The sequence below is a fragment of the Arcobacter thermotolerans genome (assembly GCF_983172305.1).
Genome location: NZ_CFAFZJ010000001.1, coordinates 151450 through 175470, shown reverse-complemented (window position 1 = coordinate 175470; position 24021 = coordinate 151450). Strand labels below are relative to the sequence as shown.

Sequence of the window (24021 nt, the reverse complement as noted above, 5' to 3'; positions counted from 1 at the left end):
TATGAAAAAAAGAAATTATTGGCCATTATATTTTATAGCAATTTTTGCTTTTACTGTTTATATGATTATTTGGACGATTTATAAAGCCACACAAGTTCCTGTTGTGGAAGATAGAAGTTTTATACAAAAGTACCAATATGTAGATGAAAATTATAACAATATAATGACATCAAATATAAATTTTTTGGAAAAATATAGTTTAGAGCTAGATTTAAATGGAAAAATTTTTCCACTTACAACAGAAGATATAAAATATGGACAAAGAGTTATTGAAAAGTATTCAAACCACAAAGATGTTTTAAAAGTTGGAGAAAACAGCTTAAAAATTTCAGTTTTAAATAAAATAACAAAAGAGATAGTTCCTATAAATATTGATTTACTTATAACAAAAACTATGTCAGATGATAGTAATTTGAATCTAAAAGATGAAAATTTTACAAAAGATAAAAATATTTATACTACTAATTTTAGTTTAAATGAAGAGACAAACTGGATTATAACAGGAAGTTTTAAAGTAGAAGATGAGACAGGATTTATCTTTATAAAAACAAATGCTAAGTAAAAAAAAACTTATAATTTTTCCTACGCAAAGGGCAATTAGAAACTATTTAGAGAAGAAAAAATCTCTAAATACTCTTTTGCCAACTTGCCTTACAATTGATGATTTTTTAAAAAAATCTATATATCTTGAAAATAAAATTTATTGTGATGAAGAGCAAAGAGTACTTCTTTTAAGTGAATCTATAAAAGATGTTGATATTAAGAAACTAGGAATTAGTTCTAGTTTTACAAAATTTTTAACTCAAAGTGAATATATATATAGATTTTTTTTAGAAATATCAAGTGAAGGTATTGATATAAATGAGATTAAAACAAAAGATACTTATGAGTTTTATGGTGAACATTTAGCAATATTAAGTGAAGTTTTAAAAAACTATAAAAAACTTTTGGATAAAAATTTATTTGTTGATAGATTAAATTTGAGAGAAAATTATAGGATAAATTTAGAATATCTAGAACTTTTTGAAGATATTACAATATATTTTGAAGGATATTTTACAAAACAAGAGTTTGGAATTATTCTAGAAATATCTAAAATTAAAGATTTAAAAATAAACTTTTTCTCAAATATTTATAATCAGAAATCTCTTCAAGTATTTAAAAATATAGATTTTGAAATAAAATTAGATCATACTTATACGATTAATCTTTCTAAAAAAGAGATTATTAGTGAAATATTATTAGAAGAAACTAATAAAAATATTGAAATCAAAGGTTTTTCATCAAGACTAAATCAACTTTCATATATCAAATCATCAATAGTGAATTGTGTTAATTTTGGTATAAATCCGAATAAAATTGCAGTTATATTACCTGATGAGAGTTTTGCTGCTACTTTAGAACTTTTTGATAGAGAAAACTACTTTAACTTTGCTATGGGTAAAACTATTTTAAATAAAAATATATATCAAAAATCAAATGCAATATATAATTATATATTAGAAAATGAGTTAAAAAATATAGAAAATATAAAGTTTTTGAATTTGGATTTTGAATTTATAGAAAAAGAGATTAAACCTTTTTGGAATAAAGTTTGTACAAAAGAGAGATTTATGCAAATAACAGATTTTTTAAAAAATCTTGAGCAAAATTTAGAGATACTAGAAAAATATGATGAGATAGTATATAAATTAAATTTTGTATTATTTTCACAAAATTTTAATCTAAAACTAAAAGATATTTATAAAATCTTTCTTCAAAAATTAGCAAAAATATCTTTAGATGATGCACATTCAGGAAAAATAACAGTTATGGGACTTCTTGAAACACGGCTTATAGATTTTGATGCTATTATTATTTGTGATTTTAATAACTCATTTATTCCAAAAATTTCATTAAAAGATAAATTTTTATCTACAAAAGTAAAATATTTGGCAAATTTACCAACAAAAATTGATAGAGAGAACCTTCAAAAATATTATTATAAAAGATTGATATACTCTTCAAAGAATATATTTATCTCTTATGTTGAATCAAAAGAAGATGATATTTCAAAGTTTGCTTATGAGTTATTTTATGATATAAAAATCTCAACAAATGATGATGAATATAAAGATATTTTATACAAGAGTAGAAAGCTTGAATATAAAGATGAAGAGATTTTTTTAAATATTGATTTGACAAAACAAACTTGGTCAGCAAGTGGCTTAAAAATGTTTTTAGAGTGCAAAAGAAAGTGGTATTTAAACTATATTTTAAAACTCAAAGAACATACAATTTCTAAACTTCCAAAGAGTTTTGAACTTGGTAATATAGTACATAGTATTCTTGAAGAGTACTATAAAAATAAGAATTCAAATATAGATGAAATTTTTTTAAAATATAAAAGTAGCAATCCATTTTTAATTCTTGATTTAGAAGTTTTTAAACATAACATTAAAAAACTTTTAGAAGATGATAAAAAGAGATTAGAAACTAGAGAAATAGTTGAGATTGAAAAGAAATTTTCTGTAAATTTTAATGAATTTGAATTAATTGGAGTTATAGATAGAGTTGATAAATTTGAAGATAGTTATGAGCTAATAGATTATAAAACTTCAAGAAGCTTGAAAATAGATACAATAAATACATATAGTAAATCTTGTGATTTTCAATTGGAGTTTTATTTTTTAGCAATAAAAAATCTATATGAAAGTGCAAATATAAAAGCCTTTTATTATGATATTTTTGAAAATAGTTTGAAGCAAGAAGTTGTTTTAAATGAAAAATTAGAACTTTTGCAAATTATTTTTGATGATTTAAAAAATCAAAGCAAAAGTAAAATTGATTTTTGTAAAACTGAAGATAAAGCTATTTGTGGATATTGTAATTATAAAACTATTTGTAATAGGGAGTAGTTTTAAAAATAGAGTGAAAAATCACTCTATTTAAAAATTTCAAAACTAGGAGAAGTAGCTTTAGAATTTGAAGTTTATTCCAGCATATCCAGAAGTTGAATATTTCAACTTATCTGTTTCGTCATCAACTTTTATCTTTGCTGTATGTCTTGTATGAGAAAGACCTAGTTCAAACTCTACATTTTTTGTAATATCATAAATAGCAGCTAGTTGAACTCCATAAGCAAAACCTGTATCACTTAATTTCCAGTTCTCACCATCACTAGCACTTCCTTTATTTTCAAATTTAGAAAGACCCAAATGAGCTCCCCCATCAACTCTAAAATCATCAGTGATACCGTATAAATAGTCATAATTTCCCAAAACTTGAGTTACAGAAAATTTACTACTTTCACTATATCCTGGTTCACTATGACTTATAGTTTCTCATGGTTTTGAGTAAGATAGAGATATTCTATGTGCTTTATCTAAGATAAGCCTATTTTTGCTAGGATTTCAAACTGTTTTTTAAAAGGATAAAAAATGAACTTAGCTATAAACTATCAAAATATCTATGAATTGTTTTCAAATAGTAGTTTGATTTTGGGTAAATCTACTATAAATTTTGTAAAAGAGATAAATGCAAATATACCAAATAGTTTTGGGGTATATATCTTTTATAAAAACACTAAAAGTTATGAAAATATAATCTATATTGGAAAAGCTGGAGAGATTACAACTAGAGGAGATAAAAAATCTCAAGGTTTAAAAAATAGGCTTACAAATATAAGAGATAATAAACCTGCAAATATTTACTATAAGAATGTATTTGATTTTTTGAACTTAGATGAGCTTATCATAGAGTATTTTGAAACTAAGCAAAGGTATATTCCCACATTTGTAGAAGCTTATTTGATACAAGAGTATTATTTTTTAAACAATAAACTTCCAGAACTAAATAAGAGCTTTTAAATTTCAAAATAATTTCTTAAAATCATCAAAATGTCACACAAATGTCACATGGGTTTTGTATAGTTTTATCTAATTTTTTTTGAAAAAAAGGGAAAATAATGAATATAGAAAATAAAACAGATACCATAGATGAAAGAATAGAAAATACTAAGAAACTAGTAGGTAAATTTATAGAAGAAAATGATAGCTTAAGCTCATTAGGGGATTATAAGGATTATATAGAAAAAGCTATTAATGAATTAAAAACTACAAAAGAAGAGTTAGAAAAAGAGACCTACATGCTACTTGTTGTAGGAGGAGTAAAAAGTGGTAAATCATCTTTAATAAATGCTTTAATAGGAAAAGAGAGTACGATAGCAAAGACTGGAGTTGAAACCACAATATACCCTTCAATAATTTCATCCTCTAAACAAGATGAAATTGTAGTATATGAAAAAAGATCTGGTGATGAATTCAAAGATGATGAACATAGTGATGCAAATGCACACGAGGAAGAAGAGGCTGAGTTAATCGGGGTTGTTATAAATGACATCAAAGGGTTGTCATCTGCTAAAAATGCTTTGGTAAGCAAGGGTATTAAGAAAAAAATAGTTGATTTAAACCGAGATAAGATTGAAAAGTATGTTACCTCTGCCAATCGTGAGCCTAATGTGTTATTAATAAATATTAGAATTCAGCCAAAAGAAGATTCAATAATAAATAATAATACATTTATTATTGATACTCCTGGTATAGATGGAGTTATAGCAGGACTTTCTGGAACTAGAAGAGAAAATGAGAGTAGCAAAGTAGATAATAATAGCAAGACAGAAGAAGAACTTATAAAAAAATCAGAATATATAATTTTTATGAGAAGCTCTTTAACTCCGTTGCCAAGAGAGGGTATAAAATTATTTAAGGAAAGTCAATACTTAACTAAGCGTACTATATTTTTTATTCACAATAAATTTACTATCAATCCTTGGAGGCTAACAGAGGATGATAGTAGCGAACAAATAGAAAAAGATAGAAAAATTTTCAGCGATTTTGGAATTAAACCAAATCCAAAAATAATTGATTTGGGAAAAGCAAATGATGCTATATTAAATAAGCCTGAGTTAAAAGATAAAGAAAGCTATGAGCAATTATTGGATGATTCTAAGTTAAAAGAGCTAGAAGAAGACATCAAAGATGCTATATCAAGAAATGGTAAGCAAACACATTTAGATACACAAGTTAGCAATTTAGAGACTAATTTAGAAAATCTACAAAATGACATTTCAGGAAAATACCAAGAGTTTCAAAGTGAGAAGAAGAAAACCAGAGATAAAGTTGTTGATAGCTTTGATAAAATCATAAATCATCTCGATAAATATATTAAAAATGAAGAGATATTTGAGGAGATATTAAAAAACAGTGCTAATAATTCTGGTTTAAATTTTACTACTACTAAAAAAATATTTGAATTGAATTATGGAGATTTTGAAAATATCAATAAAAATCAGCTAAATGAATACACACAAGAACAGCTAGAGGAACATAAAAAAGTATTATCAAAAAAAATAATAGAAAAACATAATGAGATTTTAAACCAATCTATTGATATTGAAAAATTTAATAGTTTTATAAATAATCTAAATTCCTTGTCATCTGAAGATAATGCTTTGGTGACTATAGAGACTTTGCTAAAAACTATAAATGAAACAATAGATAATAAAAATCCTTATCCAAAATTCAGGCTTATAAAAGATGACTTAAATGAAATTAAAATTAAAGAAGATAAGCGAGAAGTAGTTAGGTTTGTGGAACCAGCCCCAAGAAAAAAGGATTGGAAGGGTATTAAGTTTTGGGATGAAGATAAGTATTTTACTGATGCTGTAAACCAGATGTCAAAAGATGCAGTAAATAATTTTTATATAAACAATGAAAAAGAAAAAAGTTTTTTTGAAAAGCTTTTTAAAAAGGTTGAAAAATATAGAAATGATATGCTTGATAATAAAAATAAGTTTTATGAGCGAGAATTGTATGCTCAAAAAGAGAAAGAGTATGAAAAGGCAAAAGAATTTTTAGATGCTTTTGAAGATTTAAAAGAGAGTATAAAAAATGATGAATAAAATATTTTTATATATAGGAGTTTTGTTTTTTTGTATTTTATTCTTTTTTACAGTTGATGTTTTTTTAACTTTTTCTCAATTAAATGAGCAAAATAGCATAGTAGCTTATATTTACATATCTTTTTACCTTGTAATATCTACATTGATTTTATATATTATTTTAAAATACTATATAGAATTTAAGAGGTATGCAATTATAAATGATAAAAGCAAAGATGATTTTGAAAATTTTTCTTCTTTAGATGAAGAAAAAAAAGTTGAAGTTTTAAAATATATATCAACTCTAGTATCTAACTCAAATGATAGTGGCATAGAAACAGAGGCAAAGAGTATTTTAGCAGGAGTTGGAGTTGTTTACTCTGATGATTTAAAAGAAAAGCTAGATAAACTATTTGAAAAGTTGAATGAAAAAGCAAAAAGTATAATTATGAAAGAAACTGTAAATATAACAATTTTAACAGGAATTTTACAAAAAAGTTCACTTGATATGATGATTGTTTTTTTCAATAATATAAAATTAATAAGAGAATTATTAAGAATTTATGGCTACAAAACAAATACATATAATACTTTAGTTTTGGTAAGAAAGGTTGTTGAAAATACATTTGCAGCTGGAACTATTGAACAATCAAATATCCTTGATACTTTAGGAGTTTTAGGGGGTTCTTTTGTAGGAGGAGTTACAAATGGTTTTCTTATGATTAGAGTTGGAAATAGTTGTATGGAATCATTAAGTATTGTTGGTTTTGAAAAAAATTCAACAATATCTTTAGGTAAAGAGCTGATTAAAAAGTTACAAAAAGATACACCTCTTATTGTAAATAAGTTAAAAGATGTTTTTCCAGTAGAAAAAACAAATATAAATTAAAATAATTTTATTAAGGGATAAATATGAAAATCATTAAATACTCAATAATTGCTATATTTTTAATTGTAGTTTCAAAATGGATATTAACACTGCTTCCATCAAGCTATTCAAATAGTGGAACTATCATAGAAAAAACAGAAACTTCAATAAAAGTAGAGCATACTTTTAAAAACCTAAAAGGTGATATAAAAAAAGATTTTGAAAATGTAGAAAAAGATATAAATAGCTATATAGAAGATAAAATTAGGGAGTTAAATAAAACAGCAAAGTACAATCTAAGTAAAGAAGATGGTTTTTTGGATTGGTTTTTTGGTTGGTGGACTGGTTATAAAATGGTTTACTATAAAGTAAAAGGACATATAGGATTTGAAGACAATGAGATTAAACTTGTAGAAGAAAAATTTTCAGAAATAGTTTTTGATGAAAATCAATTAAAACCAATTTTGGATGATATAAATAACTATAGCAAAATGAGAATAGAAGATTTTTACAAAAGTACTTTTCAAAAAATATTGAAAGATATTGCAAATAAAGAAGAGCATATAAAAGAGTATAAAATTGAAAATATAGATAGTGTAAATTTACCTTGGGGTAAATATTTAACTCAACTAGGTACAAATAGTTTTGAACTTGCTACAGCTTTTGGTCTGGGTGCAACAGTTTCCGCTGTTATAGGTGCAAAAGTAGGTACAATAATTGGTCCAAAAGTTTTAGGTATAGTTACAGCAAAAGTTGCAACTGTTGTAGCAGGTAAAATAGCAACTTTGTCTAGTCTGATTTTTGCTCCGATTGTTGATTATGCTCTAAATGAGGGAGTTAAAGCTTTTCAAATTGATGATACTAGAAAAGATTTTGAAAATGCAATCGATGATATTACACAATCTGTTGAAAAAAGTGTTAAAGATGAGTATTCTAACTATATTTTAGAATTAAAAAAAGAGATAGATGAAGAGCTAGATAAAACTATAATATTAAAAGGTACAAAATGAAATTTTTTATAATTGCAATTTTTATTACAAACTTATTTGGTGGAATTTATGATAATTTGGCAAAAAATAGTCTTAAATTTATAAAACCAAATATTATAGAGAGTATTGGTAAAAAATATGGAGATGATGGAGTTGTTGCACTTGAAAGATTATCAGTAAAATATCAAGATAAGTCTTTACAAAAATTTAACTCAATTGCTAATGAATATGGTGTAAATGGTATAAAAGTTGTAGCAAAATATGGAGATGATGTAGCGTTAAATAAAAACACTATTGGAATGATTTCTAAATATGAAGATAAAGGTTTTTATATGATTAAACAATATCCGTCAAGCTCTTTGTATTATGAAAAATATGGTGATAAATTTATGATTGGTGCAGATAAATATGGCAATCAAAGATTAATTAAATATTTAGATGATAGTTCAAAATATGGTCAAGATGGAAAGGTAATGGAGCTTCTTAGTAAATTTGGAGATAAAGCAAATCAATTTTTCCAAGCAAATTGGGGTAAACTTTTAACTGGTGGATTTGTGCTTTTAAATTCTGATGAAATAATAACTTCAATTGAAAATGTTGGCAAAGAGGCTTTAGCAGTTACAGGTGAAACTGTAAGTAAAAGTGTAGATAGTATTTCTAACTCAAATTTGGGATTAATTATTGGTTTTGCACTGATTTTATTCGTGTTTTTAAAATTTGGATGGGATAAGGTTGTTCGAAAAAAAGTAGATTAGAAATCTGCTTTTTTATCTATTGTTAAATCTTACTCAATCCAATAATAGCAAGTTAAAACTCTGGCTCTATTCCAAAAGCTTTATTGTTTTTTAAATTACAATCCACTCACCCTCTTCATCTATACCATAATCTTCTTCTACTAAATGCTCCATTACGTACTCCTCTTTTGTTAAAATATGAATAGATAAGTATGAGATACTATAAGTTATAGTAAAAGATGCAAATCCTATTAATAAAAGTAATATTTTATCTCGCATATTTTCCCTTATAATTTGAAATCACATAACTATATCTATCTTAGTGGACAAAAATTGTCTATTTATTTGATATTTGAAAAAGTATACAAAATTGGTGTGATATTGTTGTGACAATTTTATAGAAAAATTACTTTTTTTAAAGTTTCTTCTACTTAAGTATTGTTTTGTTAAGATTTATAAAATGTTATAAGGAGATACTTGATACCAAAATCATCAAATTTCTTATTTTTTGTGATAGCTTTTTTTCTATTATTAAGCCTTGTGAGTTATTTTCTATTTTTAAAAAATCTACAAGATAATCATACCAAAAATCAAGAGATAACTTTTTATCAAATACAAAAAAGCACAAATCATCTTCTTACAAAACTTTTGTATAAATACTCAGAGCAAAAAGATGAGATAGTAAAAAAGCATAAAGAAGTTTTAGATTATTTAGAACAAAACTCTTATGATACATCTTTAGATGAAATTTATAAAAAGATAAATCAAAATTTACCAAATAAAGCTTACAATATCTATATAACAGATGAAAATCTAGTTATAAAAAATACAACAGTGCGAACTGATATGGATTTTGATTTAAGTTTTGCAAAATATCTTTTTGATAATCATAAAAATAGTAATATTATAGGTATTTCTCCTCCAGTTTTTGAGATGTTTTCTCAAAAGATGATGAGCTATTCAGATACTTATTTACCAAATACAAATAGAGTTTTACAGATTAGTTATACTTATGAAAATTTGGATAAAGATTTGGAAAATTTAAAAAATCTTATAAATGAAAATAAAAATATAATAAATTCAAATGCCTATATCATCTTTAGCGATGGCTATGTTGGGGATTTTATTTTTAAAAATATTAAATCATATAAACCTAGCTTAAAAGAGATAGAACAAAGAATTGAAAAAGGCAAAGAACTTTTTGATAGCTTTGATAAAAATGTCAAATATTTTAAACAAAATGGTGAAAATAAAACATTTTTCTTACTTGAATATAGCCCAATATTTGACGATGCAAAGATAATTTATAGTATTAGTTTTGATGAAACAAAACTTCAAAAAAATATTTTTTTATTAAAAATTATTATATTTTTTATAGTTATTATAGGCTTAATCACTATTTATATTATCTATAAAATACGATTAAAAGAGTTTATATTAAATTACAAAGATAAATTTATAGAGCACTCAATCCACGAAATAAAAACTCCACTTGCTATTTTAAACTTAAATCTACAACTAAAAAATGAGGAGTTTGGAGAGGATAAGTACTCAAAAAAGATGGAAGGAGCTATAAAAACATTGAAAAACTCATATGAAGATATGACTTTTTTACATACAAAATCAAAGATTAAATACAAGATAGAAAAATTTAATTTAGAAGAGTTTTTAAAAGATAGAGTAAAATATTTTGAACTTATAGCAAAAACACAAAATAGAGAGCTAAAACTAGAAGTTGCTAATAATGTTTTTGTAAATATTAGCAAAATTGAGCTAGAAAGATTAGTAGATAACAACATCTCGAATGCTATAAAATATTCATCTGTCGCTTCAACTATAAAAATTATTTTAGAGGATTGTGTTTTAAAATTTATCTCAAATGGAGAAAAGATAAAAGATACAAATATTATTTTTAAAAGATATGTAAGAGAAAATATTAGTTTGGGTGGGCATGGAATTGGACTTAGTATTGTAAAAGATATTTGCGATAAGTATAAAATCAAAATAGATGTGACTTCGGAAGAAAATCACAATATTTTCTCATATAGACTGAATTGTCACACAAATATCACAAGTAAAGGGTAAAATCATTTTATGAAAAAAATATTTTTATTAGAAGATGATTTCTCTTTAAATGAGACAATCAAAGAGATGTTAAACAAAAGCGGTTTTGTTGTAGATAGTTTTTATAGTGGTGAAAAGGCATTTGAGAATATTTTAGGAGATTATGCTTTGTATATTCTTGATATAAATGTCCCAAATATAGATGGAATTACGATATTAGAGAAAATTAAAAGTATAAGCCAAAACTCAAAAGTGATAATCATAAGTGCAAATATAGATATAAATCAAATAACTTTAGCTTATGAAAAAGATTGTGATGACTATATTAAAAAACCTTTTGATTTAGAGGAATTTAGACTAAAAATTGGAAGATTGACAAAACAATTTGAGATTGAAAATCTAACTTCAAATTTCTCTTTTAACTTAAGAACAAAAATTTTATATGAAAATAGCGATGAGATATATCTTACAAAATCTGAAAAAAATCTTCTATTTTTACTACTTAGTAATAGAGCAGAAAAAATCACTCACCACCAAATAGAGGAGTTTGTATATAGTGGAGTTGCTAGAACTTCTACAGCTATTCGAACTTTGGTAAAAAGGCTTAGAGATAAGCTTCCAAAAGATACTATCTTAAATAGCTTAGATGAAGGGTACTATATAAAATAGTTTTGTCACTAAATGGGACAAAACTATTTTATTAAACTCGATATTTCTTTAAAATTTGGATTCTTAGAATCTAAAGTTAGCTCAAATAAAATTGATTCATAAGTAGTTGGAATAGCACCTGCTTGAATTAATCTTTTTATTGCCATTTTGTGGTCAAGCTTTGTTCTACTTCCACAACAGTTTGTTACTAAAATAACATTAAATCCATTTTCAAGTAAATCTATACAAGTTTGAAGAACACAAACATGAGTCTCTATTCCAGCAACAACTATATTTTTTTTACCAGATTTTTTAAAAGCATTTAAAATATCACTATTTTGACATCCTGAAAAAGTAGTTTTTTCATAGGCTTCATACTCATTTACAAGCTCTTTTAAAGGCTCTATTGTTTCCCCAATTCCCTTTTTATATTGCTCATTTACAATTATTGGAACATCTAAAGTTTTCATACCCTTTACAAGTATTGGAAGAGTTCTTAAAAGCTCATCTTTGTTTCCAATATGTGGGAAAAGCTTTTCTTGAACATCAACTAAACAAAAAAGCGTATCTTCGATTTTTATTCTCATATTTTCTCCTTTTAAATGGTTCCCATTTTAAAGGAACCGTTTATTTATAAAGTCTTGAAAAGAAATATATCGTAATTGTGTAGCTAGAAACTAGCTTTTAAATCATAGAAACGATTATTTAAAAGCCAAAGCTTCAGCTCTTTTTAGAAGCTCAACTGCACCTTTTTTTATAAACTCATTTGCAAAATCTCTTCCAGCACTCTCAAAAGAGTTTATATCTATAATTTTTTCATCTTTTATATATTCACTTCCATCAGGAAGTCCTACAATTGCAGATATTTTTACACTTTTTTCATCTTGAATTGTTGCTTTTACACCAATTGGAACTTGACAGCCACCTTGTAAAGTATCTACAAAACCTCTCTCTATTGTTGATTCAATTTGTGCATTTTTATCATTTAAAACTTTTACTATCTCAATTATTTTTGGATCATTTGTTGTCTCAATTCCTAAAGTTGCTTGTCCCATAGATGGAATCATAACATCTGTTGAAATAGGAGTGAAATATTTCACCTCATTTTGCAAATGTAACTTCTCTATTCCAGTTGCTGCAAGAATAATTGCATCATACTCACCTGCATTTAGTTTTGCTATTCTTGTATTGATATTTCCTCTTAAATCTTTAAGTTCAATATCAGGTCTTAACATCTTTATAGCCATTCTTCTTCTTAAGCTTGTAGTTCCAACAATAGCACCTTTTGGTAACTCTTCAATTGTTTTGTATTTGTTACTTAAAAGTGCATCTTGTGGATTAAATCTTTTTGAAACAGCAGCAAGAACAAGCCCATCTTCAAACTGTGTTGGTACATCTTTTAGTGAGTGAACAGCTAAATGAGCACTTCCTTCAAGCATTGCAACTTCAAGCTCTTTTGTAAAAAGCCCTTTTCCACCAATTTTTGCCAAAGGAACATCTAAAATCTTATCTCCTTTTGTAGTAAACTCTTGAAGTTCAACTTCCATATTTGGATAGTGTTTTAAAAGTTCAGCTTTTATATACTCACTTTGCCAAAGTGCTAATTGGCTTCTTCTAGTTGCAATTACAAGTTTTTCCATTATTTCCTCATTTATTTTTTAATTAAAGATTTATATAACTCTTTTGTTGGGTCAATCTCACCATTAACATAAATAGTTGGAGTTCCACTAACTAAAAGATCATCACCTGAAGCTATCTCTTTTTCAAGGTTAGCAACTATCTCTTTTTTACTTAAATCTTGAACTTTAATATTTGTCTCTAACTCTTTGTTAAATGCATCTAAAATAGTTTTTTCATCAGTAGTTGATGGAGCAAAATGTTTTGACCAATCAACTTTATATGCCTTTAAAACAGCCTCTTGACCTAATTTCGTTTTTGCTATATCAATTAATTTAGATAATGTTGTAGATGCTGGATGTATGTGAGTTAGAGGGAAAGCGTAGTAATAAAGTGCAATATTATCACTATTTTTATTTACAAATTCTATAACTTCTGGAACATATTGTGCACAAAATGGGCAAAGAGGATCCGAAAAAACAACAACTTTATCTTTTGCTTTTTCACTTCCAGCTACTAGCTTTGATTTTTGATAGTATTTATCAGTTATATTTGGAACAATAGTAGATTTAAGTGATTTTGATGTTGTTATGTCAAATAAATCTGTTGCTACAACTTTTCCATCACTAAATAAAGTATCTTTTACTTTCATATTTTTATCTTGAATTACCGCATCAAAATCTAAAATATAACCATACCATCCTTTCGCTTCAAGCTCTTTTTTATAAAAAATCTTTATATTGCTTGCTTTAACATTTGGGTTCTGTGATAATCTCTTTTTCTCAAAATCAATTACTAAGTTATCATTTGCAAATAGAGTTGCACTAGCTATTGAGCTTAAAACTAATAATTTTGTAAGTTTGTTCATATTCTTTTTTCCTTTTAAATAATTTTATAGTCTATCTTTTTTTGATTAATTGAAAGTTAATTTTCAACTTCTCGATTTTACTGTAATTTTTTTAATATCAAATAACTCTTTTGCTTTATTTAGCATTTTTGAATTTAAAATATCATCAATTTGTAACTCTTTAGAAGATATCGCTTCATTATTACTTTTTGTTATATCTGCAACACATCCACTTCCTAACTCTATATCTTCAATCATTGAACCAGTTTCGTTTAAAAAACTATCATTCTCTTTTTTAGGCTCATTTAGTAAGGTGGCCTCCTCCTTTTTAAAATTTAACTCAATATTCAATCCAAAAATATCTTGAGCAAATGATTTAATAAGTCCAAAATATTTAAAAAGGAGTTGTCTATCTTCATCTTTTGCATAAGATATGATATTTAAAATATTATTTGAAAAACCATCAAAAATAAAATTTCTTTCAAAACATTCTCCTAAAATAGGGTCTCTATCATAAACTTTTTCTATTAATAGTTGATACTTATCACTATTTTTGTTTGTCTCTTCCTCAAAAGGTATATATGAAATCTCTTCAAAGTTGCTATTTTCAATTTTAGAATCTTCTAAAATAACTTCTTCTTTATGATTTGACTCTTTTTTAATTTCAGATTTTAGTTCTGTATTTATATCACTCTTAATTTCAGGTTTTGTAGGAATTTTTTCTATTTGTTCTATAATTTCATCTATACTTTTTAAGTTCGTTGCTTCAATTAGTTTAAGCAAAGTTAGAATTAATACAAACCCATCATCACTATTTAAAGCTAAAAGATATTTTGCTTCACTTAAAATTCTAAAAAATCTATCAAATAAAGTAATATCAAATCTAACATCTTTTGAAATCATTTTATCTTTTAAAAAGATTGCAATCTCATCACAAATTTGACCAACTTCATATGATTGAAGCTCTGAAAGCAAGGGATTTATATCTTCTTTATTTAAGATTACTTTAAATATTTTTTCCATTAAAGCTGGATTTATTAATCCTAGCATATCAACAACACTAGAAGTTGCAACTCTTCCTTTTGAGAAAATAATAGCTTGGTCAAGAAGAGTCAAAGTATCTCTTAAGCTTCCTTGTCCACTTCTTGCAAGTATTTCTAAAGCATCTTTTTCAAATTCAATATTTTCTATATTTAAAATATGAGAAAGATGATGAACTACATCACTTTGAGATATTTTATTAAATCTAAAGTGTTGAGTTCGACTAAGAATTGTTGCTGGAAGTTTTAAAGCATCAGTTGTTGCAAGTATAAATTTTACAAAAGCTGGAGGCTCTTCTAAAGTTTTAAGCAGAGCATTAAAAGCTTGAGTTGTAAGCATATGAACTTCATCTATAATAAAAACTTTATATCTTGCAATATTAGGTTTGTATTTTGTATGCTCTATTAACTCTTTTATATCATCAATTCCTCTATTGCTTGCAGCATCCATTTCAATAATATCAAGGTGTTTTCCACTTTTTGCACTAAGGCAGTTTTCACAAACTTCACAAGGGTGGCTAGTTGGTCCATTTTCGCATAAAAGTGCTTTAGCCATAATTCTAGCTGTTGAAGTTTTTCCACTTCCTCTAAGTCCAGAAAACAAATATGCATGAGATAATCTTTTACTATCCAAAGCAAGACTTAAAGTTTGAGAAATTGTATTTTGTCCTATTAGGTCTTCAAATTTTTCAGGTCTGTATTTAAGAGCTAAAACTCTATCATCTTTTATATTTGGACTCATAATTCACATTTCCTCATTTCAAATTTGTTTTTTCCTAAAATTATTTTTACCATATCTGAATTTATCTTTCCAGTGTATAAAATCTCTATATTTAAATCATTTTTATTATGGTTTTGTAAATCTTGACTTAGAGCTACAACTCTTTTTGCAATTGCATCACCTGTATCAATTAAAAGAACATCTTCTCCTACAATATCAAGAATTGTTTTTTTTACTAAAGGATAATGTGTGCAACCTAAAACAATTGTATCAACTTTGTTGTGAAGCATTGGCTTTAGCCAATTTTCAAGCATAGAGTAAGTTTTTAAACTATTTATCTCACCATTTTCAATCTGTTCAACTAAACCAATACATGCTTGTTCATGCAAAGTTACTTCACTTTTTGTTGTTAATTCATTTGCTAGAAGTTGATATTTTTCACCTTTTAGAGTTGAAGCTGTTGCTAGAATACCAATATTTTTTGTTTTTGTATTATTTATTGCTGGTTTTATTCCAGGTTCAGTACCAATAATTATTAAAGAGGGAAAAACTTCTCTTAAATGCTTTATTGCAACTGATGTAGCTGTATTGCAAGCAATTACAAGTGCATCTATTTCATAATTTTTTAATAAAAAATTTGTAATTTTTTCAGATCTTGAAAATATTTCATCTTTATTTTTATCACCATAAGGTGCATATAAAGTATCAGCTATGTAAAATATTTCGGCACCTTTTAGTTGTTTAATAATTGCATTTAGTACAGTTAATCCACCAAGACCCGAATCAAAAACTCCTACTTTCAACTTTTTCCTTACTGAAAATTTGCGAAATTATAACCAAAAACATATAACTAAAATGTTAAGCAAGAACTCTTTAGGAATGTTTTTGTTTATAATTTGAAAACTTAAAATTTTAATTGAATAAAAGGAAAATAAATTTTAAGTTTTCTAAATGATTATTATGTGGTTAAAGGGTTTATATATAAAAGTAAGTTTTTGGTAAACCTAAGGAAAAATCCTTAAGTTCTATTTTTTATCAAACAATTCCTTGCTCAATCATAGCATCAGCTACTCTTCTAAATCCAGCAATATTTGCTCCTAAAACAAGATTAGTTGGCTCTCCAAACTCTTTTGCAGTTGCGCTTGCTGTATCAAAAATATGTTTCATAATTTTTTCTAGTTTTGCATCAACCTCTTCAAAAGTCCAAGAAACCATAGAAGCATTTTGAGCCATCTCTAGTTGACTTGTAGCAACTCCACCAGCGTTTGCTGCTTTTCCTGGTCCATATGCAATTTTTTGTTCAACGAAGAAATCAACAGCTTCATTTGTTGAAGGCATATTTGCACCTTCGCTTACACAAATACAACCATTTTTAATTAATTCTTTAGCATCTTCTATGTTTAACTCATTTTGTGTTGCACTTGGGAATGCTGCGAAACATGGAACTGACCAAACTGCATTTCTATCTTTTGGATAATCTGAAACTGGAATATATTTTGCATTTTTTCTATATTTTACATACTCAGTTAATCTAGCTCTTTGGTTCTCTTTTAACTCTTTTAAAAGGTCTAAATCAATACCTTCTTCATCTAAAATCATTCCAGATGAATCGCTACAAGTAATTGGTAATGCACCTAAGTGATATAGTTTTTCAATAGTATAAATAGATACATTTCCAGAACCAGAAACTGTACATCTTTTACCTTTTAAACTCTCTCCTCTAGATTCAAGCATATTTTTTGCAAAATATACACAACCATAACCAGTTGCTTCAGTTCTTGCAAGTGATCCACCCCATTTTAGAGATTTACCTGTTAAAGTTCCATCATATGTGTTTGCAAGTTTTTTATACATACCAAACATATATCCAATTTCTCTTGCTCCAACTCCAATATCTCCAGCTGGAACATCTGTAGTTGCTCCAATATGTCTATAAAGTTCAGTCATAAAAGCTTGACAAAACGCCATTATTTCATTATCTGATTTACCTTTTGGATCAAAGTCACTTCCACCTTTTCCTCCACCAATTTGAAGACCTGTTAAAGCATTTTTGAATATTTGTTCAAACCCTAAAAATTTAATAATTCCAGTGTTTACACTTGGGTGAAATCTTAATCCACCTTTGTATGGCCCTAAAGTCGAACTAAATTGTATTCTATAACCTTTGTTGATTTGGATTTCTCCTTTATCATCAACCCAAGTAACTCTAAACATTATTTGTCTTTCAGGTTCAACTAATCTTTCTAAAACTTTATTCTCTTTATATTTTGGATATTTTTCGAATAGTGGTTCTAGTGAATGTAAAACCTCTTCAGCAGCTTGATGAAACTCATCTTGTCCAGGACTTGTTCTTTTTAGATATTCTAAAAGTTCGTTTATATTTGCCATTTTTCCTTCCTTTTATTCAAATTTCGGGAAAGGAGTTTATCAGAATAATTATTTGATTTTGTTTAAATTTAGGTAAAATCTTTACAAATTTATAAAAATTTTACCTTTTTTCTCATTTTTAAGAAGGTTTTAAGTAATTTATTCATTCATTGATGCAAAAAAGTCATCATTATTTTTTGTTTTTTGCATTTTTGGATATAAGAATTTTAATACATCTACTTCATCCATTTCACTCATAGCATTTCTTAAAATCCAAGTTTTTTGTAAAATGTCAGGAGTTAAAAGAAGCTCTTCTTTTCTAGTTCCTGATTTTACAATATCAATAGCAGGATAAACTCTTTTATTTGATGCATTTCTACTAAGAACTACTTCAGAGTTTCCAGTTCCTTTGAACTCTTCAAAAATAACTTCGTCCATTTTTGAACCAGTATCAATAAGTGCTGTTGAAATAATTGTAAGACTTCCACCCTCTTCAATATTTCTTGCTGCTCCAAAAAATCTTTTTGGTTTGTGTAGAGCATTTGCATCAACTCCACCTGAAAGAACTTTTCCAGATGATGGTGTTACAGTATTATAAGCTCTTGCTAATCTTGTAATAGAATCAAGTAAAATTACAACATCTTTTTTCATCTCTACAAGTCTTTTTGCTTTTTCAATAACTATTTCAGCAACTCTAACATGGTTTTGAGCTGGTAAGTCAAAAGTCGAACTATAAACTTCACCTTTAACACTTCTTTGCATATCTGTTACCTCTTCAGGTCTCTCGTCAATTAATAAAACCATTAATGTAACTTCTGGGTGATTTTTACTTATTGCATGAGCTAACTCTTTTAAAAGTTCCGTCTTACCAGTTTTTGGAGGTGCTACAATTAAACTTCTTTGACCTTTACCCATAGGAGCAAAAAGATCTAAAACTCTTCCAGTTAATTTTTGTGAATCGTATTCAAATTTAAATTTTGTAGTTGAATATAAAGGAGTTAAGTTATCAAATAGAGGTCTATTTTTTGAATCTTTTACAGGAAGATAGTTTATTGCTTCAATTTTAAGTAGCGCATTATATTTTTCACTATCTTTGTTTGGTGGTCTAACTTGTCCTGTTACAATATCTCCAGTTCTTAGTGCAAATTTTTTAATTTGAGTAGCACTTACGTAAGAGTCATTTGAAGTATCAGAAAAGTTTCCATCAATTGCTCTTAAAAAACCAAATCCACCATCTTTTATCTCTAAAATACCAGTAAAAAGAATAAATCCACCTGCGTCTATTTGAGAGGCAAGTATCATAAACATTAAATCTTGTCTTTTTAATTCTTGTGGGTTTTCAACATCTAAATCATTAGCTATGTCTATTAGAGTTTCAATTGGAAGTTCTCTTAGCTGCTCAATTTTATAACCATCTACTGGTATATGAGTTCTTGTTTTTTTACTATTTTTTGGTTTTAAATCTTCTTGTTTTGACTCTTCCATGAGTTTTTTACCTTTGAATTTACATAAATATATGTAGTTTTTTGTAGTTTTTGTAGCTTTTAAAAAAAGTGAAGTGTGATTTTAGTTAATATTTATAAATTTGTCAAGAAAAGTAAAAAAGAGAGTAAAAGTTTACTCTCTTTTCAATTTATAAAATTATAAATCTGAAGAGTGTTTTGCTAAATATTCAGCAACACCATTTTTATCAGCTTTCATACCTTCGTCACCTTTTGACCAACCAGCTGGACAAACTTCACCATATTCATTTGTAAATAACATAGCATCTACCATTCTAATCATCTCATCAACATTTCTTCCAAGTGGTAAGTCGTTGATAACTGCATGTCTTACTGTTCCATCTTTATCTAATAAGAATGAACCTCTTAATGCAACTGAATCTCCAAATAATACATCATAATCTTTTGCAATTTGTTTTGTAATATCTGCTACCATAGGGAATTTAACTCTTCCAATTCCACCATTTTCAACTGCTGTTTCTCTCCATGCAAAGTGTGAGAATTGAGAATCAACTGAACAACCAATTACTTGGATTCCTCTATCTTCAAACTCTTTAACTCTATTTGAGAATGCAATAATTTCTGATGGACATACAAATGTAAAGTCTAATGGCCAGAAAAATAATACTGCACCTTTTGTACCAATATTTTTATATAAGTTAAAATCTTCTGCAATTTGTCCATCTGCTAAAACAGCTGTTGCTGTAAAATCTGGAGCTTTTTTTGTTACTAACATATTTAATCCTTTTTATTTTTTTAAAATTTAATGGTGAAATTATATCACTCTTTTTTTAGAGAAAGCTTAAAAAGAAAAATATTTTTTAAAAGATAATCTTTATCTTTAATAATATATTTATTTTTACTTTGATAGAGTTTTATAAAATTTTTTATGGAGAATTAAATATGGCAGTAAAAATTACTGATATTTGTATTAGCTGTGATGCATGTTTAGATGAGTGTCCAGTTGGAGCAATAGTTGATAATGATGATAACCCAACGGGTGAAGATGTATATTATGTATATAAAGATAAATGTGTTGAGTGTGTTGGACACAATGATGCTCCAGCGTGTGCAGATGCATGTCCTACTGAGGGTTGTATAGTTTGGGATGAAGTTGGTTCTAGCAAGATAGAAAAAGATGATAGAGGTGAGGTTGGAGAACCTGTAGTAGATTAATAAAGTTATAAAACTTGCTTTTTTATCTTTTTTTAGATAAAATCCGCGACTAAAAAAACAAAGAGGATTAGATTATGGAAAGAACATTATCGATAATAAAACCAGATGCAGTTGCAAAAAATGTAGTTGGTAAAATTTTAGATAGATTTGAAAGTGCTGGATTAAGAATTGCAGCTACAAAAAAACTACAATTAAGCAAAGCTGATGCTGAGGCTTTTTATGCAGTTCATGCAGCTAGACCTTTCTTTAAAGATTTAGTTGAATTTATGATTAGTGGACCTGTTGTAGTTTCTGTTTTAGAAGGAAAAGATGCAATGGCAAAAAATAGAGATTTAATGGGTGCAACAAACCCTAAAGAAGCTGCAGCTGGAACAATTAGAGCAGATTTTGCAGATTCAATTGATGCAAATGCAGTACATGGAAGTGACTCTTTAGAAAATGCAGCTATTGAAATTGATTTCTTTTTTGCACAAAGAGAAATTTGTTAATATAAGATGAAAATAGAGTTTAAGAAAATACCTCAAGAAAAAAAAGAGTTCAATACTTCTTTAAATTCAGTTAAAATTGAAGGTACTTTTTGTAGAATTTCATCATCGTTAGTAAAAATTGAAGCAAGTTTAATAGGAAATATTGAAATAGATTGCTCAAGATGTGGAGCTTTAGATACTTTGGTTGTAAATGAAGAGTTAAAACTTCTTTTAAGTGATGGAGTATTTAAAGGAGATGAAGATGAATTTTTAGTAATAGAAATTGAAAATAGTTTAATTGATTTTGATGAAATAATTCAAAGTGAAGTAAATAGTATAAAAAGTGACTACTTGCTCTGTAAAGATTGTATAGCAGATAGTAGCATATTTGAACAAGAATTTTAAAATAGGAGAATAATTATGGCAGTACCAAAAAGAAGAGTATCTCATTCAAGATCAGCAATGAGAAGAACTCATTATAAGGTTGCATTAAAAAGACCAGTAAAAGATAGTGATGGTTCTTGGAAAATGCCTCATATGGTTAACCCAAACACTGGTGAATACAAAAACTAATGATAAAAATAGCAATAGATGCAATGGGAGGGGACTTTGGTCCCGAACCAATAATAGAAGGGCTTATTCTAGCCATTAGAAACAATAACAATTTTACAGCTATAGCTGTAGGAGATAAAGAACAACTTTCAAAACTTATCCCACCTACATTTAATGATAGAATAGAGATTTTGGATACAAAAGATGTTATTAGTATGCATGACAGTGCAACTGATGCTCTAAAAAGAAAAGAGTCAACTATTTATAAAGCAATAGAGTTAGTAAAAGATGGTAAAGCAGATGCTGTTGTATCAGCTGGTCACTCTGGAGCTTCTATGTCTTTAGCTACATTAAAAATCGGAAGATTAAAAGGTGTTTCAAGACCTGCTATTGCAACACTTATGCCCACGAGCGAAAATCAAAATACTTTAGTATTAGATGTTGGTGCAAATGTAGATAGTGATGCGAAAAACTTATTCCAATTTGCAATTATGGGTCAAGCTTATGCGCAAGTTGTTTTAAGACTTGATGAACCAATAATTGGACTATTAAGCAATGGAGAAGAAGAGAGTAAAGGAAATGAAGTAACTAAAGAGGCTTATAAGTTAATTTCTAAAGTTCCTAACTTCGCTGGAAATGTTGAAGGAAATGATATCTTCAAAGGAACAGTAGATGTTGTTGTTTGTGATGGCTTTGTAGGTAATATCCTACTAAAAACAGCTGAGGGCGTTGCTGATACTATTAGTAAAATTATGAAGAAAGATTTAAAAAGATCTCTTATATCAATAGCTGGTGCAGTTTTAATGAGAAAGGTTTTTAAAAATCTTAAATTAAAAGTTGATTATGCTGAGTATGGTGGTGCTCCACTTCTTGGAGTAAAAGCACCAGTGATAATATCTCATGGTAAATCAAATCCAAAAGCTATAAAAAATGCAATTTTTCAAGCAATTAATAGTGCTAGCTCAAATTTAGATTCTGTAATTGAGCAAAGATTAGAGAAATATTTAATAAATGAAAGTAGTAGTAAAGAACCTACTCTTTAAGGAAATGATATGAAATATGCGGCTTTTAGGTCAATTGGTGCTTATATTCCATCAAAAATAATGACTAATGCAGATTTTGAAAAAATAATTGATACAAATGATGAGTGGATTACAAAAAGAACAGGTATAAAAGAGAGAAGAATAGCTGAAGATAATGAAGCATCTTCTGATTTAGGTGCAAAAGCTGCAGAAGTTGCAATAAAAAGAGCAAATATTTCTAAAGATGAGATAGATTTAATAATTTGTGCAACAGTTACACCAGATTTTTTATGTATGCCTTCAACTGCTTGTTTGATTGCTTCAAAATTAGATATAAAAGATGTTATGGCTTTTGATGTAAGTGCTGCATGTACAGGTTTTGTATATATTTTAAATATTGCAAAAGCTTTTATTGAATCAGGTTTAAAGAAAAATGTTTTAATAGTTGGAGCCGAAAAATATAGTTCAATTTTAAATTATGAAGATAGAACAACTTGTTTTATATTTGGAGATGGCTCAGGTGCCGCAATAATTAGTGCTACAGATGATAAAAGTGAAGCAATAATTGATATTAGTTGTTCTAGTGACGGAACTTACGAAGATTTAATTAAAACTACTGGTGGTGGAAGTAAACATCCATGTAGTCAAGAGGTTGTAGATGCAAAAATGGCTTGTATCACTATGAAAGGGAATGAGACTTTTAAGCTTGCTGTTAAGACATTGACTTCGGATGTTGTAAAAATTTTAGAAAAACATAATCTTTCAAATAAAGATATTACTCATTTTATTCCTCATCAAGCAAATTATAGAATTATAAAAGCTGTTGGTGAAGCTTTAAATATAAGTGATGAACAAACTGTTGTAACAGTTGATAAGTATGGAAATACATCAGCTGCGTCAATTCCAATGGCTATGAATTATGCTTTTGAGCAAGGTAGAATTAAATCTGGAGATACTGTACTATTTGACGCATTTGGTGGTGGACTAACTTGGGGATGCGCACTATTTAAGTTTTCACCTAAAAAATAGTTATTTAAACTATTTTTTAGTTAAATTTACTATTATTTGGGTTATTTTTAAATATATTCATTGATTTGTTTTTTGGATTTTGATTGATATTTTCCAAAGTTGCACTTATATTTATAAAAACAATATTATCATTTTTAATAATTTGAAAAATCGAACTAAATGGTATTTGAACTAAACTTCCAAAGTTATCTTTCCCAAATCCAGCTTCAAAATATAAACACTCTTCTTTAATGTGTGCTGATTGAAACGTATAGCCAGTTAAAGTAAATAAAGAGAATTTACTCAAATTCTCTTTTATGCTATTTGGTAGCTCAGGATTAAAAGTTATATTTGAAATATTCGCAACAATACTAAAATCAATACCTTTTGATATAAAAAAGTTAAGTTGTTCTTTACAATGATTTTGTATTAATTCCTGAAACTCTAAATTTTCTGTAATATTTTGTGGCAAATTATAT

At 27.1% G+C, this 24021-nt stretch carries 26 protein-coding genes; 15 read left to right on the top strand and 11 right to left on the bottom strand.

The annotated features are described in order from the left end of the window. The first annotated feature begins 1 nt into the window (after position 1). A complete protein-coding gene (locus tag AC5LG6_RS00955; protein WP_498585466.1) occupies positions 2-562 on the top strand; it encodes a hypothetical protein in 561 nt (186 codons plus the stop codon). Beyond that, positions 552-2897 carry a PD-(D/E)XK nuclease family protein gene (locus AC5LG6_RS00950; protein WP_498585465.1) on the top strand — a complete coding sequence of 782 codons (2346 nt, stop codon included), beginning with the start codon at positions 552-554 and terminating at the stop codon, positions 2895-2897. The genes AC5LG6_RS00955 and AC5LG6_RS00950 overlap by 11 nt, the downstream gene beginning before the upstream one ends. A 60-nt stretch (positions 2898-2957) precedes the next feature. Here AC5LG6_RS00950 and AC5LG6_RS00945 read toward each other — a convergent pair whose 3' ends face one another. Beyond that, entirely contained in the window at positions 2958-3260 is a 303-nt protein-coding gene (locus AC5LG6_RS00945; protein WP_498585464.1) for an outer membrane protein, read from the bottom strand. A gap of 159 nt (positions 3261-3419) precedes the next feature. Between AC5LG6_RS00945 and AC5LG6_RS00940 the strand changes: the two genes are divergently transcribed. The 5 genes from AC5LG6_RS00940 (at position 3420) to AC5LG6_RS00920 (ending at position 8532) form a co-directional block, all read left to right on the top strand. Beyond that, a complete protein-coding gene (locus tag AC5LG6_RS00940; protein WP_498585463.1) occupies positions 3420-3848 on the top strand; it encodes a hypothetical protein in 429 nt (142 codons plus the stop codon). A 98-nt stretch (positions 3849-3946) separates the two neighbouring features. After that, complete coding sequence (locus AC5LG6_RS00935; RefSeq protein WP_498585462.1) at positions 3947-5941, top strand: dynamin family protein; 1995 nt, start codon at positions 3947-3949, stop codon at positions 5939-5941. After that, on the top strand, positions 5934-6809 hold the full coding sequence (locus tag AC5LG6_RS00930) for a YcjF family protein (protein ID WP_498585461.1): 876 nt from the start codon (positions 5934-5936) through the stop codon (positions 6807-6809). The genes AC5LG6_RS00935 and AC5LG6_RS00930 overlap by 8 nt, the downstream gene beginning before the upstream one ends. A gap of 23 nt (positions 6810-6832) precedes the next feature. Next, the gene (locus AC5LG6_RS00925) at positions 6833-7798 is read left to right on the top strand and encodes a hypothetical protein (RefSeq protein ID WP_498585460.1); all 966 of its coding nucleotides are present in this window, start codon (positions 6833-6835) and stop codon (positions 7796-7798) included. After that, positions 7795-8532 (top strand): hypothetical protein, encoded by a 738-nt coding sequence (locus AC5LG6_RS00920; protein WP_260921741.1) that lies wholly within the window; start codon positions 7795-7797, stop codon positions 8530-8532. Before AC5LG6_RS00925 ends, AC5LG6_RS00920 begins: the two co-directional genes overlap by 4 nt. Before the next feature lie 90 nt (positions 8533-8622). On the opposite strand, the gene AC5LG6_RS00915 is transcribed toward AC5LG6_RS00920, so the two are convergent. Next, the gene (locus AC5LG6_RS00915; protein WP_260880251.1) at positions 8623-8790 is read right to left on the bottom strand and encodes a hypothetical protein; all 168 of its coding nucleotides are present in this window, start codon (positions 8788-8790) and stop codon (positions 8623-8625) included. A 198-nt stretch (positions 8791-8988) separates the two neighbouring features. Here AC5LG6_RS00915 and AC5LG6_RS00910 point away from each other — a divergent pair, with 198 nt between their 5' ends. Next, positions 8989-10596: a sensor histidine kinase gene (locus AC5LG6_RS00910; protein ID WP_498585459.1), complete on the top strand. Its 1608-nt coding sequence runs from the start codon at positions 8989-8991 to the stop codon at positions 10594-10596. 9 nt (positions 10597-10605) lie between these two features. After that, positions 10606-11244, top strand: a complete 639-nt coding sequence (locus AC5LG6_RS00905; protein ID WP_498585458.1) for a response regulator transcription factor — start codon at positions 10606-10608, stop codon at positions 11242-11244. A 23-nt stretch (positions 11245-11267) separates the two neighbouring features. Here AC5LG6_RS00905 and AC5LG6_RS00900 read toward each other — a convergent pair whose 3' ends face one another. The 8 genes from AC5LG6_RS00900 to AC5LG6_RS00865 all read right to left on the bottom strand — a co-directional run bounded on the left by AC5LG6_RS00900 (position 11268) and on the right by AC5LG6_RS00865 (position 20053). Then, complete coding sequence (locus AC5LG6_RS00900; protein WP_105913166.1) at positions 11268-11810, bottom strand: hydrolase; 543 nt, start codon at positions 11808-11810, stop codon at positions 11268-11270. A 114-nt stretch (positions 11811-11924) separates the two neighbouring features. Continuing rightward, the gene (gene hemC / locus AC5LG6_RS00895) at positions 11925-12863 is read right to left on the bottom strand and encodes a hydroxymethylbilane synthase (RefSeq protein WP_498585457.1); all 939 of its coding nucleotides are present in this window, start codon (positions 12861-12863) and stop codon (positions 11925-11927) included. A gap of 11 nt (positions 12864-12874) precedes the next feature. After that, on the bottom strand, positions 12875-13708 hold the full coding sequence (locus AC5LG6_RS00890; protein WP_066166424.1) for a DsbA family protein: 834 nt from the start codon (positions 13706-13708) through the stop codon (positions 12875-12877). A 63-nt stretch (positions 13709-13771) separates the two neighbouring features. Continuing rightward, positions 13772-15469, bottom strand: coding sequence for a DNA polymerase III subunit gamma/tau (locus AC5LG6_RS00885; RefSeq protein ID WP_498585456.1), 1698 nt, complete (start codon positions 15467-15469; stop codon positions 13772-13774). Beyond that, entirely contained in the window at positions 15466-16251 is a 786-nt protein-coding gene (gene murI, locus AC5LG6_RS00880) for a glutamate racemase (protein ID WP_260921759.1), read from the bottom strand. The genes AC5LG6_RS00885 and murI overlap by 4 nt, the downstream gene beginning before the upstream one ends. 232 nt (positions 16252-16483) lie before the next feature. Beyond that, positions 16484-17836 (bottom strand): NADP-specific glutamate dehydrogenase, encoded by a 1353-nt coding sequence (gene gdhA, locus AC5LG6_RS00875; protein ID WP_260960387.1) that lies wholly within the window; start codon positions 17834-17836, stop codon positions 16484-16486. A 138-nt stretch (positions 17837-17974) separates the two neighbouring features. Further along, a complete protein-coding gene (rho, locus tag AC5LG6_RS00870; protein WP_498585455.1) occupies positions 17975-19300 on the bottom strand; it encodes a transcription termination factor Rho in 1326 nt (441 codons plus the stop codon). Between the two features lie 156 nt (positions 19301-19456). After that, entirely contained in the window at positions 19457-20053 is a 597-nt protein-coding gene (locus AC5LG6_RS00865) for a peroxiredoxin (RefSeq protein ID WP_498585454.1), read from the bottom strand. A 167-nt stretch (positions 20054-20220) separates the two neighbouring features. Between AC5LG6_RS00865 and AC5LG6_RS00860 the strand changes: the two genes are divergently transcribed. The 6 genes from AC5LG6_RS00860 (at position 20221) to AC5LG6_RS00835 (ending at position 23563) form a co-directional block, all read left to right on the top strand. Then, a complete protein-coding gene (locus AC5LG6_RS00860) occupies positions 20221-20493 on the top strand; it encodes a DUF362 domain-containing protein (RefSeq protein WP_498585453.1) in 273 nt (90 codons plus the stop codon). A 74-nt stretch (positions 20494-20567) separates the two neighbouring features. Beyond that, positions 20568-20981, top strand: coding sequence for a nucleoside-diphosphate kinase (gene ndk, locus AC5LG6_RS00855; protein WP_148624213.1), 414 nt, complete (start codon positions 20568-20570; stop codon positions 20979-20981). 6 nt (positions 20982-20987) lie between these two features. Beyond that, on the top strand, positions 20988-21365 hold the full coding sequence (locus AC5LG6_RS00850; protein WP_066221715.1) for a hypothetical protein: 378 nt from the start codon (positions 20988-20990) through the stop codon (positions 21363-21365). A 15-nt stretch (positions 21366-21380) separates the two neighbouring features. After that, on the top strand, positions 21381-21533 hold the full coding sequence (rpmF, locus tag AC5LG6_RS00845) for a 50S ribosomal protein L32 (protein WP_066157812.1): 153 nt from the start codon (positions 21381-21383) through the stop codon (positions 21531-21533). Beyond that, on the top strand, positions 21533-22555 hold the full coding sequence (plsX, locus tag AC5LG6_RS00840; protein WP_066157809.1) for a phosphate acyltransferase PlsX: 1023 nt from the start codon (positions 21533-21535) through the stop codon (positions 22553-22555). The genes rpmF and plsX overlap by 1 nt, the downstream gene beginning before the upstream one ends. A 9-nt stretch (positions 22556-22564) precedes the next feature. Then, positions 22565-23563: a beta-ketoacyl-ACP synthase III gene (locus AC5LG6_RS00835; RefSeq protein ID WP_498585452.1), complete on the top strand. Its 999-nt coding sequence runs from the start codon at positions 22565-22567 to the stop codon at positions 23561-23563. Positions 23564-23579: 16 nt separating this feature from the next. On the opposite strand, the gene AC5LG6_RS00830 is transcribed toward AC5LG6_RS00835, so the two are convergent. Further along, a complete protein-coding gene (locus tag AC5LG6_RS00830) occupies positions 23580-24014 on the bottom strand; it encodes a hypothetical protein (protein WP_186984514.1) in 435 nt (144 codons plus the stop codon). Positions 24015-24021: the final 7 nt, after the last annotated feature.

Coding starts and splice junctions, on each gene's coding strand:
- AC5LG6_RS00890 (WP_066166424.1), bottom strand. CDS start 13,708: ATGAACAAACTTACAAAATTATTAGTTTTAAGCTCAATAGCTAGTGCA.
- AC5LG6_RS00865 (WP_498585454.1), bottom strand. CDS start 20,053: ATGTTAGTAACAAAAAAAGCTCCAGATTTTACAGCAACAGCTGTTTTA.
- AC5LG6_RS00950 (WP_498585465.1), top strand. CDS start 552: ATGCTAAGTAAAAAAAAACTTATAATTTTTCCTACGCAAAGGGCAATT.
- AC5LG6_RS00955 (WP_498585466.1), top strand. CDS start 2: ATGAAAAAAAGAAATTATTGGCCATTATATTTTATAGCAATTTTTGCT.
- rho (WP_498585455.1), bottom strand. CDS start 19,300: ATGGAAGAGTCAAAACAAGAAGATTTAAAACCAAAAAATAGTAAAAAA.
- AC5LG6_RS00940 (WP_498585463.1), top strand. CDS start 3,420: ATGAACTTAGCTATAAACTATCAAAATATCTATGAATTGTTTTCAAAT.
- hemC (WP_498585457.1), bottom strand. CDS start 12,863: ATGGAAAAACTTGTAATTGCAACTAGAAGAAGCCAATTAGCACTTTGG.
- AC5LG6_RS00930 (WP_498585461.1), top strand. CDS start 5,934: ATGAATAAAATATTTTTATATATAGGAGTTTTGTTTTTTTGTATTTTA.
- AC5LG6_RS00920 (WP_260921741.1), top strand. CDS start 7,795: ATGAAATTTTTTATAATTGCAATTTTTATTACAAACTTATTTGGTGGA.
- AC5LG6_RS00835 (WP_498585452.1), top strand. CDS start 22,565: ATGAAATATGCGGCTTTTAGGTCAATTGGTGCTTATATTCCATCAAAA.
- rpmF (WP_066157812.1), top strand. CDS start 21,381: ATGGCAGTACCAAAAAGAAGAGTATCTCATTCAAGATCAGCAATGAGA.
- AC5LG6_RS00915 (WP_260880251.1), bottom strand. CDS start 8,790: ATGCGAGATAAAATATTACTTTTATTAATAGGATTTGCATCTTTTACT.
- AC5LG6_RS00885 (WP_498585456.1), bottom strand. CDS start 15,469: ATGAGTCCAAATATAAAAGATGATAGAGTTTTAGCTCTTAAATACAGA.
- AC5LG6_RS00925 (WP_498585460.1), top strand. CDS start 6,833: ATGAAAATCATTAAATACTCAATAATTGCTATATTTTTAATTGTAGTT.
- gdhA (WP_260960387.1), bottom strand. CDS start 17,836: ATGGCAAATATAAACGAACTTTTAGAATATCTAAAAAGAACAAGTCCT.
- AC5LG6_RS00860 (WP_498585453.1), top strand. CDS start 20,221: ATGGCAGTAAAAATTACTGATATTTGTATTAGCTGTGATGCATGTTTA.
- ndk (WP_148624213.1), top strand. CDS start 20,568: ATGGAAAGAACATTATCGATAATAAAACCAGATGCAGTTGCAAAAAAT.
- AC5LG6_RS00905 (WP_498585458.1), top strand. CDS start 10,606: ATGAAAAAAATATTTTTATTAGAAGATGATTTCTCTTTAAATGAGACA.
- AC5LG6_RS00935 (WP_498585462.1), top strand. CDS start 3,947: ATGAATATAGAAAATAAAACAGATACCATAGATGAAAGAATAGAAAAT.
- AC5LG6_RS00900 (WP_105913166.1), bottom strand. CDS start 11,810: ATGAGAATAAAAATCGAAGATACGCTTTTTTGTTTAGTTGATGTTCAA.
- AC5LG6_RS00850 (WP_066221715.1), top strand. CDS start 20,988: ATGAAAATAGAGTTTAAGAAAATACCTCAAGAAAAAAAAGAGTTCAAT.
- plsX (WP_066157809.1), top strand. CDS start 21,533: ATGATAAAAATAGCAATAGATGCAATGGGAGGGGACTTTGGTCCCGAA.